Consider the following 14285-nt stretch of genomic DNA (forward strand, 5'->3'; position numbering starts at 1 on the left):
GAATCCGGAGCGACCGCATTGCGCTCTTTGTCTTCGGCCTCCTTGGCCTCTTTATCGGCTTCTTCCCGACCTTGAGCTTCGTGCGCGGCCGCCGCGCGTAACGCCCTGCAGTGCGCGGCATGCCGGAGCGTCGCCAGCAAGCGCACCATTTGCCTTGGTCCGGTTCTCATGCCCACCTCCCAGAGAGTTGAGAATCTACTTTAACTCTAGGCGGTAAATGCTCGCGTGCAAAGGTGCGAATTGAAATTAAGACGGGTTCGGGTTGGCAGCTTCAAACAGCTCGGGCTTTCAGGCGCGCCGGACTCTCGGAGGCCCGGTCGCAGTTGCAAGCTCCTCCAACTTGCACGTTCACGTCAGAACGCGTTTGTCGCCATCACCGTGCGCGGCAAGCAATGCGCTTCGATCGATGCATACCCCGCGTCCGCCTTGCCGCTCTTCGCAGGCAACGAATAATCGACGCTGCATTGTTCGCCCACGTGATCGCCCCACTTCACTACGAGCGTGCCTTTCTCGTCAATACCGCGCGCGAAAATGCGGCTGTCCTGCGCGACGACGCCCGCCACGCGGCCTTCGCCATCCACGACTTCCGCGCCGAATGGCAACGCTTCGCCATTCAGACGCGGCGCGCGAATCAGCGCTGCGCGTCCCGTCACCGTCTTGTATTTCAACATGACGATGGAACCGAGATGCGGCGCCGACTTCTCGGACGTCGATGCAAACTCGACATCGGTCGACGTGCCCTTCGGATCGATATCGACGCTGTTCATGTCGTATGGCGTGAGATACGGCACGACCGCGTAGCCATGCGAATCGACCTTCACGCCACTCGCGCTCGACACGCTCGCGCCTTCCGCGCCCTTTGCCTCGACGATTCCGAACGTGTCGCCGACCGTCTGCGAGAACGTCACGCCGCCGGGGTGCGCGACGATCGAACCGCTCACGCCCGCCGACACCTGCGAAGAATTGGCTCCCGCACTCGCCGATGCCGTGACCTGTCCATGCGCGCCGTGATACGCGCCGCTCGCGCCAGCGTTCATGTTCGCCGATGAACTCGCGCTCTGACCGCCTGAGCCGTAGACGTTGTATGAATACTGATTCTCGGCGCCCGCGTTGCCGCTCAGACTCGTCTGCACGCTAGCCGAGCCGTTGCTCGCGCTCAAATTCGTCGTCAGTTGTGGCGAGTGTTGCGAATGACCGAGCGGGATCGTCGTGCTGACCATGATCTGGTTCGAAGGCGTGCCGTCCGCGTCGGTCGAGCGGCCCGCCGTAATGCTGTAAGTGCCGTACTTGAAACTGTTCGAGTAACCCGCCTGATAGAACACATCGCGCCCCGGCCGATTCCAGTAGCTTTGCGCCGATGTCGTCAGAAACACCGAACCGTGATCCTTCAACGGCTGATTGATGCTCACCTGCAGGCGGCCGCGGTTCCGATCGGTGGGCGTGCCGCCGAACATGGCTTCGTCGCGAACGCGGGCGGCATCGCTCAGATTGAGATAGCCCGCGTCCGAGTAGCGATACGCGCCAAAGGTGACGTTGGTGCCGGTCGGATCGATAAACTTGTTGTAGCCCACGTGCAGACTGCGCCCTTTCTGCATGGAAGCGCCCGGGACTTGCGTGCGCGCGGAGGTGATGTCGGTCGCGAAAGCGCCGAACTTCGTGTTGAGCGCGGCGCCGAAGTTAACCGCGACATAGCCTTCCGATGCAATCGCGCCGCCGTACAGCGTGACCTGATTGGTCAGCCCGCGTTGCAACGTGAATTGCGCAAAGCCCGGTTTCGTGTGCAACGACTCATCGCGCAACTGACCGGCCGTGACGGCGAAGCGCGTCGTGCCCGCGCGCAGCGACTGTGCCACCGATGCGTACGGCACTTCGAAATGTTTCGCGCGGCCATCGGCTTCGGTAACGGTGACGTCCAGATTGCCGCCGTAGCCGGTGGCGTACAGGTCGCGAATCTCGAACGGTCCCGGCGACACGCTCGTCTCATAGATCACCTGGCCGTTCTGACGCACCGTCACGCGCGCATTCGATTCCGCCGTGCCGCGCACCACAGGCGCATAGCCGCGCAGCGATTCAGGCAACATGCGGTCGTCGGTGGCGATCTGCGCGCCGCGAAACGCAATGCTGTCGAACACCTCGCCGGTGGTCTGTGCGTCGCCGAGCGTCGCTTGCGCCTTGAACTTCGGCACGTCGTGCTGGACATAGGTCGCGATGTCGTCGAACTGGGTCGCCTGGCCTGTGCCGGACGTGATCGACGATTGATGCCGAAAGTGCCATCCGCCGATGTTCACGCCCGCGTTGAGGCCGAGATATTCCTGTGTGGCGTGCATGCCGCCGCTGTCGCTGCGGTACGCATTGGCGTTGTAGCTGAGAAAGCCGGCGTTCACGCCGTTGTCCCACAACTCGGGCGACACATAGCCGCGAGCCGCGTTGCGCAGATACTTTTGCGGGATCGACAACGTCAGCGTCTGCTCGGCGAAGTCGAAGCTGACGGAGGCATCGGGTACGAGCGAGGTCAGATCGACGCATGCATCCGCATCGGCCGATGCAGTGTCGGCGGCATGATCGGCTGCGAGCTTCGTGAAGTCCAGACCATAGACTTCGAGCATCTTGCGCGTGAGGCACGGCGTCGCGTTTTCGCCAACATGCGAGGCATTGAAGCGCACGTCCTCGCGCGCGACACGGTTGCCGTTGACCACGATGTCGACTGCATACGCGCCCGGAGATACCACGTTACCGCGCGAGAAACGCGCGACGTCGACGCCGCTTGTCGAATCCATTTGCAGGAACGTCGTATCGAATTCGGCTGCCTTCTTCGGTTCGTTCGCGAGCGCGCTTACCGGATGCATCCAGGCAGCCATGCCAAAGGCGCATAACACGATCGCCGCAACCGGTCGCAGCACGAACGAAGATGCTGTAAAGCCGTTGGAAATCCGCTGCTGACATGATTGCGACGATTGCATGGAGATAGCCTGGTGCATGAGGCGCGAGACATTTGCCGATCCACCGATGCTACGAATTAACGAGATGAAAGTAGCTAGGACGAGTTCTATTTTTGAGACGCGAAACACCATGTAAACAAAAGAAAAGCGCGCATCGAACAAGATGCGCGCTGTTAATTTCGAGACGTTGCGATAGGTCGCTGGAGGTCTGCCCGAATGGGCTTCCGATCAAGGCGCGAGTTCGGCATCGCCTTCGATGGCGCCGCCGTAATCGCTGATGGCGATGTAATGGATCTTGCCGCCATGCACGTCGCTCATCTTCGGCACGGGGATGACTGCATCGCCACGCGGCGGAACCATGCCGCCGGTTTCATTCTTGAAGGTGCGCCCGTTCGATGTCACGCCGATCTCGCTGAACGAAACGTGATACGCGCTCGGATTCGTAATGGAAAGCGCGTCGCCACCGCCTTGCCGCGCGGGCACTACTTTCCACTTGAGCATGCGCGGTGAATCCTCGGGCTTGCCGGACAGCTTCGCCGGGCGCACGAACATCTTGATGCGCGTGCGATACGCCAGTTGCAGCGTGTTGACATCGGCTTTCACCTCCGCCTTGGGCGGCACGTCGAGCACGTTGAGCCAGAACACCGACTCGCGATCCTGCGGCAACGCTTCGCCGCCATACATGACGCGCAATGTCTGCGACTTGCCCGCATCCATCCGAAAGATGGGTGGCGTGATCACGAAGGGCGTCTTGCTGTCGGCGGGCTTGGTGTCGGCGTTGCCGCTATCCATCCAGACCTGCACGAGCGCCGGGTGCGAGCTGTCGTTGTTCAGCTTCACGGTGACTTCACGCTGATCCAGCGGATACACCACGCGCGTCGCGCCGATTGTCACACTGGCGTGCGCGGAGCCCGCGACCATCGCGGCAAGGAGACCTGCCATGGCGAGCGATCGTTTCATCGATTTCATTGCGGCCATCACTCGACGGTTGATGTCATTCACTGCAACCGGACGCTTGCCGAATCAAAACGTGGCGCGCGCCCGGACCCTGCATCGATGGTTTTACTGATACTGAATGGAGTACTGGACCATCGTGTTGACCGCGCCCGGCTGAGCCTGACCCGTCGCGTAGTACTGCGCGAAGTAGTTGAGATTGCCCGCGCCGGCCGAGATCGATGCGCCGTTGACCGCGACATCGTTATTGGCGTTGGTGAGGATGTTGATCGGCTGCATTTGCGAGTTCAAGAGACGCACTTGCACGTTGGTCGCCGGCTGCGTCAGCGCCTGATTGATCAGATTGCCGCTGCTTTGGTCAACGGTGGAACCGTTCTCGAAGTGCGCCACTGCCTTGGTAGCCGAGCCCGTGCAGCCGGTCAATTGCAACTGGATGTCGCCGAGCTTGGAAACGCCCGCCGTGGCGCCAGCCGACGCAAGCGCGCTTGCGGAAACGGTCGGCAACGTAGCCGTCACGTTTGCCGACGAACCGGCAGCCGTGCCATTGATCGAGCAGGTCGTATCCGACACCGCGCCGTTGATGGTGATCGTGCCGTCGGCGGCGTTGGCGTTCATCGACGCAAGGGCGACCATCATCGAGAAGAGTGCGGCGCTGAGGGAAATAGCTTTCTGCATGAAGGAACTCCGGGAAACGAATAATGAATGTTCGACGCTTGACGCGGCCATCGACAAGTTGCTGCTTGCGTCGTTCAAGGTGCGTGGCGTTGAGAGAATAATAAGCAGGCAGAGCTAGGATTGATCTAATCTAATTCTCAAAAGCGCCATCCATTTTTTTCGGAGCTAACTCAATAAAGCTTCACCCTCAGAATATGAGACGCGGCGACCGGACAATTCGAGATTGCCGAAATTCAGCGGTTCGCTTTCTTGAACTTTGCTGAATGGGTTTATAGACGGACCAGATTCGATTTCGAGACATATCGGCGAGACTTTTGAGAAACGACGGCCACGCGCACCGAGCGCCTTCGCGTCCCGAAAAAGTGCGCGCGTGCTTTGTTCGAACCGTCTAGTTCATTTGTCGACGCGCCGTGACCTGAGCACAACACGACGGAAAAGAAGATTACTGTCGGCTTGCCACGAGCGGTCGACGTCCGCAAAATGGAAGCAACGGCTTAAAACGCCGTCATCCATAAGAGACCGCCCGACGAAGCGCAGCCTTTTTCGAGGCGCGCCGCGATCAGGCGAACAACGGACACCCATGGCAACCATTGAGGGCAAAGCGCGTTTCCGCATTGATACCGATAACACGGTAGCAGGCATCGCGATCATGGTCTTGACGACCGCTACCTTCGCCGCGAGCGATTCCACCGTCAAGGTCATCGGCACGGCGGTTCCCATACTGGCGCTTCTTTGGGTGCGCTATCTATTCCAGATGGTCGTGCTCGGCGTGTGGCAAGCGCGGCTCGGCACGCTCAAGCTCTTTCGCACCGACAGCCTGAAGCTGCAGGTCGTTCGCGCTTTACTGCTGCTCACCAACTCGGCGTGTACTTTCGCTGGCTTGCGGCATCTCCCGCTTCCCGTGACGACATCCCTTGCGATGCTCGCGCCGCTTATCTCCACCCTGCTCGCCGCACTCGTGCTCAAGGACCATGTCCCGCGCAGCAAATGGGCGATGGTCGTGCTCGGGTTCATCGGCATGTTGCTGGTGGTGCGGCCGGGTGGCAGCCAATTCACGTGGACCGTTGTCTTTCCGATCGGTGCGGCCACGACGTTTGCGTGCTTTCAGGTGGTATCGAGCCATCTGTCGCGCGTCGATGACGCCGTCACCACCAACTTTCTGACGGCGCTCGTCGCAACCATCGTGCTGTGCACGTTGATGTGGATGGATCAGTCGCAAATGCTGCCGGAACTGGCGCTCGTGGAATGGAAAAGCTGGCTGCTCGTCGCGCTCATGGCAACAATGGCGACCATCGGCCAGCTTTTGATGTTGCAGGCGCTCAGGCGCGCGGCACTGTCGGTGCTGACGCCCTTCTCCTATTCCCAACTTGCTTTCGCGGCCTTTTTCAGCTGGGTGTTATTCGGTCAGGTGCCTGACCGATGGATGGCTATCGGCATGTGCGTGATCGCCGCGAGCGGTATTGGAACCGTGCTCATGCATGGGCGCAAACCGGCAGTGTTGCCGGATTCGACGCCCTAAACGCTTAGCCCGCGACTTGCGCTTGCTGTATTTGCTGCGCCTGGCCTGTGCAAAGCCAGTGCACGTCGATGTCCAGTTGCCTGGCAATACGGTTGAACGCATGCAGCGGCGGCACCGTGATGCCGCGCCGCCAGAAATGCACGTCGTGCTCGGTTACGTCGAGCCAGTCCGCGGCCTTGGCGGAACTGACGTTGGCTTTCTGCATCGCCCGATCGAGCCGCGCGGCAATGGCGCGGCGCAGCGCGTTATCTTCGTGACTACGTTCAAGGTGTCCGATGGTTTGGGAATGTCGCCCCATTTTCTGTCCGTTCTCTCGATTTATAACTAATGCCGTTCAGCGCCGGCTCTTTAGCGCAAGTTCGCATGCTAGATAATCACGGTGACGCGACGGTGACAGGAAAAAAGTCCATTCGATGTTCACGCGCGGACGCCGTTTGTTGCAGTGCGAGATTTTTTCAAGATAGCCTCAGAGCGTCAAGTAGGGGAAACAACGTTATGCGCGGGTTGTTACTCGTGGTTTACCTTGAGCAGGCATACGGGAGATATCTTAAGCACGCCCGTTCGTTCTTGTTTTCCCGCGATTAAGTGGTCCGTTCGTATTATCCGCCTAGTTCAAAATCGGCGAGATAATCAGACGCGATTGAAACTTGGCTTTCTTCGGATACGAATTCAAATCGCCATCGGTTAATAAAAAAAGTCAATTGACACGCCTCGCGCTATCCCTACAATAGAGCGTTCGCTGCACCGCACAAATCGATCGTCTTTCAAAACGCAATGTCCAATGGAGTCCAGCATGAGCAGTCTTGCGCCTGAAAACCTCATCGCGTCACAGAAAGCAGGATTCGACGCCAGCTTCGGTCTCGCTACACGAGCCGTGGAAGGTTTCGAGAAACTAATCGACCTGAACACGCGCACGTTCAAGACGGCGCTGGATGAACATCAGAACTTCGTTGCTCGTGTGTTTTCCGTACGCGATCCGAAAGAGTTCTTTGCTTTGCAAAGCCAGCAATCGCAGGCCAGCGCTCAACGCGTCGCGGCTTACTGGCAGAGCTTCCACGAAATCGCGGCAGGCGTGCGCGGCGTTTATGTGGAAGCGGCGCAGGACCAGTTGGAGAAGTCGCAGCGCAACGCGCAGGCGCTTGTCAGCACGCTTGCGAGCAGCGCGCCAGCCGGCAGCGAAGCGGTGGTGAATGCGTGGAAGTCGGCTATTGACGCCGCGACGGAATCTGCAAATTCGGCTTACGAAGCGGCGAGAAAGTCCGCGCGTCAGGTGGTGGAAGCGGCAGAAACCGATGCGAGCGTGGCGACGCAGGGCGCAGTGCGGGTTGTGTCGTCGAAGGGAACGAGCGTCAAAAAGACTTGAGCGTTTTCAAGCAACGAGAAAGGGCGGACCACTCCGCCCTTTTTTCATTTATTTCCAGCCTTCCAGCCGCAATTCATGCGATCGGCCAATCCACACCGCGGAATCGCGATGATCGCGCAATTCGTCCTCGGTATTCGGATGCATGAAAACATCGAGCGCGCCGTGATTCAAGGTGAGCCATTCGAAAATCGGCACGAGATCTTCGCGACCAAAGCCGAGTTGAAACGACCACATCGGGTGCGGTCCAACCGGACGTTCATGAAAGCGTCCCAAGATAAGCTTTCCGGTTTCAAGTTCCGCCGCAAAGTGCGTCGAGATGACCTCCCGGATTGCCCAGGCCGCGTCGCGGCTCGCGGCATCGAAATAAATATGCGCGTGCCAGCCTTTGATTGCGGATGTGTTGATTGCATGCATTGTTTCGGTCGCGCGCGGCAATATTGAGATGTCGTTCATTCTAGCGAAACGCCAATCGGCACGACATTTCATGCCTTAAAGGCATCAACGCATTTGTTGCGGCGAATGACGGCAATGCTAGACTACTGTACATGCATACAGCCCCCGACTCGGCCGCCATTCGGGCGTGCGGCGATCCTGCTTACACCGTCGCTGTGCGCGCGCTTTGCGAATTCACGGCGAAACAGGGCGATCTCGATTTGCGCTTCACGCCAGCGCCAAGCGCGCAGGAAGGCATCGCGGGACATGTGACGGTTGCAAGCCGGCGGCCCGCTGGTTATCTCAAGGAAATTTCGCTCGCCGAAGACTTCGGTCCGTTGCGCGTGCGCGGCCGCGCGGATGGTTTCGATCCGGTGCGCAATCGGCTGGAAGAGGTCAAAACGTATCGCGGCAAGCTGGAATCGATGCCGCAGAATCATCGACATCTGCATTGGGCGCAGGCGCGCGTGTATGCGCATCTCATGTGCAAGAAGCTCGGTCTCGATGAGATCGAAGTCGCGCTCGTTTATTTCGATATCGTCGAACAGACTGAAAGCGTGCTCGTGGAGACGCAAACCGCGCTGGCGCTAAAGGCGCATTTCGAGGATCAATGCACGCGGTTCATCGCGTGGGCCGAACAGGAGATGCGGCACCGTGCGGCGCGCGAGGCGTCGCTTACCGCGCTGGTGTTTCCGCACACGGAGTTTCGGCCTGGGCAGCGGGCCCTTGCCGAGGCGGTCTATCGCGCGGCCGCATCGAGCCGATGTTTGCTCGCGCAGGCGCCGACGGGTATTGGCAAGACGGTCGGCACGTTGTTTCCGCTGCTCAAGGCTTGGCCGAAGCAGCAGTTGGACAAGATCTACTTTCTCACGGCGAAAAGCGCGGGGCGGCAGCTTGCGCTCGATGCGCTCGGAACGATTGTCGGGGCGGCGGAAAAAACAGCGGCGCCAGCGGACGCGGCAACGGCAAAAGCCAAAGCAATCGCCGCGCCCTTTCCCTTACGTGTAATCGAACTCGTCGCCCGCGACAAAGCCTGCGAATATCCCGACCGCGCGTGTCACGGCGATTCGTGCCCGCTCGCGCGCGGCTTCTACGACCGCCTTCCCGCCGCGCGCGCCGATGCCCTCGCGCGTGCACGCCTGGACCGCGCGTCGACAGCCGAAGTCGCGCGACACCACGAAGTCTGTCCGTACTATCTGAGCCAGGAGCTCTCGCGCTGGGCCGATGTCATCGTCGGCGACTACAACTATTACTTCGACACCAGCGCAATGCTTTTCGCCCTAGCTGAAACGAACCGCTGGCGCGTGTCGGTACTCGTCGATGAAGCGCACAACCTGATCGATCGGGCGCGCGGCATGTATTCCGCATCGCTCGATCGCGCCTCGTTCGATGCAATGCGCCGCGCCGCGCCGCCGCTTCTAAAAAAAACGCTTGCGCGCGTCGCCCGAACCTTCGGCGACACGAGCCGCGAACAGGAAACCGCGGGCATCGACTACGCGCCGCTCGCCGAACCGCCCGCCCAGTTGCTGACCGCGCTCGGCCAGGCGGTTTCGCTGATGACGGAAATGCTCGGCGAGCAAGCCGACCTCTTCTCGCCCGACACCATGCGCTTTTATTTCGATGCCGTGCACTTCACGCGCATCGCGGAGCGCTTCGGTTCGCATTCGATCTTCGATATCTCGCTTGCTGGCCACGCGTCGGCGAAGAAGCGCAATGTCGTGCTGTGCCTGCGCAACGTGATTCCCGCGCCGCATCTCGCCGGGCGTTTCGCGAGCGCCCACAGCGTCGCGTTGTTTTCCGCGACGCTCACGCCCACGCACTTCTACGCCGATACGCTCGGCTTGCCGGAAACGAGCGCGTTCATCGACGTGGAATCGCCGTTCTCAGCGGATCAACTCGATGTACGCGCCATCGCCGATGTCTCGACGCGCTATCGCGACCGCCTGCAATCCGTTGCGCGCATCGCCGACATGATCGCGGCGCAGTACGGTCGCGCGGAAGGCAACTATCTGAGCTTTTTCAGCAGCTTCGAATATCTGGCGCAAGTCGCGACGGAATTCGCGGTACGTTATCCCGGAATTCCGAGTTGGCAGCAGTCACGCGCGATGAGCGAAGCCGCGCAGCACGACTTTCTCGCGCGCTTCGTTCCGGATGGACGCGGCGTCGGTTTCGCGGTGCTGGGAGGCGCATTTGGCGAGGCGATCGATCTGCCGGGCACGCGGCTCATTGGCGCCTTCGTCGCGACGCTCGGTCTGCCGCAACTCAATCCTGTCAATGAGCAGATGAAAGTGCGGATGCAGGACGCTTTCGGCGCCGGCTATGACTACGCTTATCTTTTTCCGGGCTTGCAGAAGGTCGTGCAGGCGGCCGGACGCGTAATTCGCGGGCCGCAAGACCGTGGCGTGCTCTACCTGATCGACGACCGCTTTGCGCGCTCGGAAGTGCGGCGTCTGTTGCCGGCGTGGTGGCGGATCAATGTCATGCGCGAGCGGGACCTGTCGGCGCTTTCGTCGTCGGCATGATGCGGCGTTGAAGCGGACGTTCATTCAAGTCGCTCCGCGCTCCGGTTTTGTTCGCGCAACACGCGAGCCGGCATGACGCGCTCCTATCCGCTTAAAGCCATGCCAACCTTATCTTTGCCTGCTTCGAGCGCGGGCACCCGGTTTGCTCTAGACAACCTGCCCAGAGGCAACTAAAAGCGACCCGAAGGCACCCCCAAGGCGCAACAGACGCCCCAAAGGTTTCGCCCCGTCCCCACAGGAGAAACGATATGACCGCCGCGCAAGCACAGCATCCGCAAGACGCACTTGCCATTCTCGAAGCCGACCATCGCGCTGTCGAGCAGCTATTCGACGCCTTCGAACGCGCCGAAAAAGACGACCTCGAACGCAAGACCACACTAGTTCAGCGCGCGTGCGAGTTGTTGTCGATCCATTCGATCGTCGAGGAAGAGTTGCTTTATCCCGCCGCCCGCACCGCACTCGGCACGGACGAGAAAATCGATATCGACGAAGCCTACGTCGAACACTTTCTGGTCAAGACGCTGATCGAAAAGTTTTCGCAGATCAAGGCCGGCGACGAAGGTTTCGACGCGACCTTCAAGGTACTGTCGGAGAACGTCAAGCATCACGTGGAAGAAGAAGAAACCGAGCTGTTTCCGGAAATCCGCAAGACGAAGAGTGTCGATCTCATCGCGCTCGGCAAGAAGATCGAAGCGCGTAAGGAAGCCTTGCAGAACCGCATCACCGAAGTCGCGACCGCGCATTGAATTGCGCAGCAATTCCCGGAGTGCGTGAGCGCGGTTCAGGACGCACACTGTGCGGCAATCACGCCAATCCGGAGAACTGCAGATGAAGGTGCTTGAGAGAGACATCAACGCGCGCGTCGATGCACTCGACTGGACGGATATCGAGCATCAACTCGATTCCCAAGGCTCGGCCATTGCGCCGGGCCTTTTTTCGCGTGAGGAGTGCGTGACGCTCGCCGCGCTGTACAACGACGACGCAATCTTTCGCAGCCGTATCGTGATGGAACGTTACTCGTTCGGGCGCGGCGAGTACAAATACTTCGCGTATCCGTTGCCCGAGACGCTGCAAACGGTGCGCAGCACGGTGTATCCGCATCTCGCGCCCATTGCGAATAAATGGCACGAGGTAATGGGGATCGAAACGCGCTTTCCACCGGTGCATGGAGAGTTCATCGAGCGTTGTCATTACGCCGGACAGACGCGGCCGACGCCGCTTCTCCTACGCTACGTTCCCGGCGACTACAACTGTCTGCATCAGGATCTGTACGGCGAACACGTTTTTCCGATCCAGATGGCAGTTCTACTTTCTGCGCCCGAACAAGACTTCACCGGCGGCGAATTCGTGATTACGGAACAGCGTCCGCGCATGCAATCGCGCGCCGAAGTCGTACCGCTCGCGCAAGGCGACGCGGCGTTCTTCGCTGTACACCAGCGGCCGGTGCAGGGATCGCGCGGGCCGTATCGCGTGAACATGCGGCATGGCGTGAGCCGCCTACGCTCCGGGCGGCGCCACATGCTAGGCGTGATCTTCCACGACGCAAGCTAGATCGCGGAAGACGCGCTTATTCGTTCTCGTCGAAGTAATGTCCGAAGCGCGCCTGTTTCGTCTTGATGTAGCGTTCGTTTTCTTCGCGCATGGGGATGGCGAGCGCGACGCGTTCCTTCACGGGGATGTCGTGCCTGAGCAGCGTGTCGAACTTCGACGGATTGTTGCTCATCAGGCGCACTGATTTGACGTCCATCGAGCGCAGGATGGCGGCGGCGGAATCGTACTCGCGGGCGTCGTCGGGCAGGCCGAGATGCAGGTTGGCATCGACCGTATCGAGACCCTGCTCCTGCAACGCGTAAGCGCGAATCTTGTTGGCGAGCCCGATGCCGCGTCCCTCGTGTCCGCGCAAGTACAGCAGAATTCCGCGATTCTCGGCGGCGATATAGCGCAGCGCGAGATCGAGCTGCTCGCCGCAATCGCACCGGTACGAGCCGAAGACGTCGCCCGTCACGCATTCGGAATGCAGGCGCGTAAGCACGGATTCGCCGTTGCTCACGTCGCCCATGACGAAAGCGATGTGCTCGACATCCGTTTCCTTCACGCGATACACATACGACGCGAACGTGCCGTAGCGTGTCGGAATGGTGGCCGTGGCGGCCAGTTCGACGTCGTCGCATTCGGGGCATTCGCCAAAGCCGGGGCGAGGTTTCAACTGGTCAAACGCGGGAGATGCGGTTTTCATAGGGCAATCTGCAAGTCTTGATGCGGGCGTTCGCGCTGTCGGAGTCGAGCGCGGGAGCCCGGCACGTCATGTTAAAGCGCATCGTGAAAGTTTGCAGATTGTCGCATGGCGCGCGTATTCGGCCGTTAGCGTGGATTGTCGAAGTCTCCCGGGCTTTCATCTGTCGCGCGCCACTCGGGTTTGCGCAGCGGGCTGGCCTCGTGCAGCGCGTGGCGAACGCCCGCCGCGTCGAGGTCCGCCGTGTAGACGGGCGTGGCGGGTTGCTGACGCCAGGAATCGTCGATGTCACCGGCATCGACGGGATCGAAGCCGATTTCATCGACCAGTTGCATGACGACTTTCTTCGCCTTGTGATCGTCGCCCGCCACGGGCAGCGCAATGCGACCCGCCGTTCCCGCCGGCTTGCCGTGGTTGCGCAGATGCGCCGCGTAGATATTGTTGAACGCCTTGATGACCGGCCGGCCGATCTTCTCTTCCACCCAGCGGCTTTCCGGCAGACCGTTTTCGATTCCGTCGATTCGACCGTCGCGCTGCCGCGGATAGTAATTGCCGGTATCGATCACGATGAGACTCGCCGGTGCTCCCGCGAACAAATCCTTCGGAAGAAGCGGCACCTTCGACTCTGGAATGGTCACGACGACGAGATCCGCGCCCTGCACGGCCTCGCGCGCCTCGACGGCTTGCGCGCCAGTTGCGCGTTCGACTTCGCCGAGCGTGTCCGGCCCGCGCGAATTGGCGATGCGCACCTCGTGGCCGCGTTCGCCGAAGCGCAACGCCAGAACTTGCCCGATATTTCCCGCTCCAACGATGCCGATTTTCATGGTGTCTCCTGGGTTCGTGATCGATCTTGGCGGCATCGCAAACCCCGCACCCGATGCGACGAATCGACGTCATAGTCCAGATCAATTACAATGATAAAATCAATCCACTTCCAAGGTTTGATAGTTTTAGTTCATACTTCGTTCACTTCTTCAACACACACTTAAAGGGAAACGATCAATGCCGATCATCAACACCCAAGTCAAGCCGTTCAAAGCAACCGCCTATCACAAGGGTGATTTCGTCACCGTTACCGAAGAAAGCCTGAAGGGCAAGTGGTCCGTGTTCGTGTTCTACCCGGCCGACTTCACCTTCGTGTGCCCGACGGAACTCGGCGATCTGGCTGACCGCTACGAAGAATTCAAGAAGCTGGGCGTTGAAATCTACAGCGTTTCGACCGACACGCACTTCACGCACAAGGCATGGCACGACACGTCGGACACGATCCAAAAGATCAAGTATCCGATGATCGCCGATCCGACGCTCGCCATCTCGCGCAACTTCGACGTGCTGATCGAAGAAGAAGGCCTGGCGCTGCGTGGCACGTTCGTGGTCAACCCGGAAGGCGAGATCAAGCTGTGCGAAGTGCACGACAACGGCATCGGCCGTGACGCCGGCGAACTGCTGCGCAAGGTGCAAGCCGCGCAATACGTCGCATCGCATCCGGGCGAAGTTTGCCCCGCCAAGTGGACGCCGGGCGCTGAAACGCTGAGCCCGTCGCTCGACCTCATCGGCAAGATCTGAGTCTCGTGTTCTCCAGAGACTGACGAGGCGCGCGGCAGGCCCGCTGCGCGCCTTGCACCCCCAGTTTGTACCCACGCATTCC

General features: G+C 60.1%; 14 protein-coding genes. 7 read left to right on the forward strand and 7 right to left on the reverse strand.

Annotation, left to right across the window (positions count from 1 at the left end):
• Window positions 1-353: 353 nt before the first annotated feature.
• Together NCR40_RS17990 and NCR40_RS17995 are read right to left on the reverse strand one after the other, a co-directional pair.
• Window positions 354-2858 (reverse strand): fimbria/pilus outer membrane usher protein, encoded by a 2505-nt coding sequence (locus NCR40_RS17990; protein WP_250510158.1) that lies wholly within the window; start codon window positions 2856-2858, stop codon window positions 354-356.
• Window positions 2859-3167: 309 nt separating this feature from the next.
• Window positions 3168-3881 (reverse strand): fimbrial biogenesis chaperone, encoded by a 714-nt coding sequence (locus NCR40_RS17995; RefSeq protein WP_250467309.1) that lies wholly within the window; start codon window positions 3879-3881, stop codon window positions 3168-3170.
• On the opposite strand from NCR40_RS17995, the gene NCR40_RS31315 reads away from it, so the two are divergent.
• On the forward strand, window positions 3880-4008 hold the full coding sequence (locus NCR40_RS31315) for a hypothetical protein (RefSeq protein ID WP_284507792.1): 129 nt from the start codon (window positions 3880-3882) through the stop codon (window positions 4006-4008). The genes NCR40_RS17995 and NCR40_RS31315 overlap by 2 nt on opposite strands.
• Here NCR40_RS31315 and NCR40_RS18000 read toward each other — a convergent pair.
• Window positions 4002-4568, reverse strand: coding sequence for a fimbrial protein (locus NCR40_RS18000; protein WP_250493527.1), 567 nt, complete (start codon window positions 4566-4568; stop codon window positions 4002-4004). The genes NCR40_RS31315 and NCR40_RS18000 overlap by 7 nt on opposite strands.
• A 580-nt stretch (window positions 4569-5148) precedes the next feature.
• Between NCR40_RS18000 and NCR40_RS18005 the strand changes: the two genes are divergently transcribed.
• Entirely contained in the window at window positions 5149-6087 is a 939-nt protein-coding gene (locus NCR40_RS18005; protein ID WP_250510159.1) for a DMT family transporter, read from the forward strand.
• Window positions 6088-6091: 4 nt separating this feature from the next.
• Here NCR40_RS18005 and NCR40_RS18010 read toward each other — a convergent pair whose 3' ends face one another.
• A complete protein-coding gene (locus tag NCR40_RS18010; protein ID WP_250493529.1) occupies window positions 6092-6385 on the reverse strand; it encodes a helix-turn-helix domain-containing protein in 294 nt (97 codons plus the stop codon).
• Between the two features lie 495 nt (window positions 6386-6880).
• Between NCR40_RS18010 and phaP the strand changes: the two genes are divergently transcribed.
• Window positions 6881-7450 (forward strand): TIGR01841 family phasin, encoded by a 570-nt coding sequence (gene phaP / locus NCR40_RS18015; RefSeq protein ID WP_250510160.1) that lies wholly within the window; start codon window positions 6881-6883, stop codon window positions 7448-7450.
• 48 nt (window positions 7451-7498) lie between these two features.
• Here phaP and NCR40_RS18020 read toward each other — a convergent pair whose 3' ends face one another.
• Window positions 7499-7864 (reverse strand): DOPA 4,5-dioxygenase family protein, encoded by a 366-nt coding sequence (locus tag NCR40_RS18020; protein ID WP_250510161.1) that lies wholly within the window; start codon window positions 7862-7864, stop codon window positions 7499-7501.
• A gap of 131 nt (window positions 7865-7995) precedes the next feature.
• On the opposite strand from NCR40_RS18020, the gene NCR40_RS18025 reads away from it, so the two are divergent.
• The 3 genes from NCR40_RS18025 (at window position 7996) to NCR40_RS18035 (ending at window position 11955) form a co-directional block, all read left to right on the forward strand.
• Window positions 7996-10404, forward strand: coding sequence for an ATP-dependent DNA helicase (locus NCR40_RS18025; RefSeq protein ID WP_250510162.1), 2409 nt, complete (start codon window positions 7996-7998; stop codon window positions 10402-10404).
• A 248-nt stretch (window positions 10405-10652) separates the two neighbouring features.
• Window positions 10653-11150: a hemerythrin domain-containing protein gene (locus NCR40_RS18030; RefSeq protein WP_250510163.1), complete on the forward strand. Its 498-nt coding sequence runs from the start codon at window positions 10653-10655 to the stop codon at window positions 11148-11150.
• Between the two features lie 82 nt (window positions 11151-11232).
• The gene (locus NCR40_RS18035; RefSeq protein WP_250510164.1) at window positions 11233-11955 is read left to right on the forward strand and encodes a 2OG-Fe(II) oxygenase; all 723 of its coding nucleotides are present in this window, start codon (window positions 11233-11235) and stop codon (window positions 11953-11955) included.
• 16 nt (window positions 11956-11971) lie between these two features.
• Here NCR40_RS18035 and ribA read toward each other — a convergent pair whose 3' ends face one another.
• Complete coding sequence (gene ribA / locus NCR40_RS18040; protein WP_244829427.1) at window positions 11972-12640, reverse strand: GTP cyclohydrolase II; 669 nt, start codon at window positions 12638-12640, stop codon at window positions 11972-11974.
• A gap of 125 nt (window positions 12641-12765) precedes the next feature.
• Window positions 12766-13461 (reverse strand): NADPH-dependent F420 reductase, encoded by a 696-nt coding sequence (locus tag NCR40_RS18045; RefSeq protein ID WP_250510165.1) that lies wholly within the window; start codon window positions 13459-13461, stop codon window positions 12766-12768.
• A 178-nt stretch (window positions 13462-13639) separates the two neighbouring features.
• On the opposite strand from NCR40_RS18045, the gene ahpC reads away from it, so the two are divergent.
• Window positions 13640-14203 carry an alkyl hydroperoxide reductase subunit C gene (ahpC, locus tag NCR40_RS18050; RefSeq protein WP_244829425.1) on the forward strand — a complete coding sequence of 188 codons (564 nt, stop codon included), beginning with the start codon at window positions 13640-13642 and terminating at the stop codon, window positions 14201-14203.
• The last annotated feature ends 82 nt before the right edge of the window (window positions 14204-14285 follow it).

Source organism: Caballeronia sp. GACF4 (assembly GCF_023631025.1).
GTDB lineage: Bacteria > Pseudomonadota > Gammaproteobacteria > Burkholderiales > Burkholderiaceae > Caballeronia.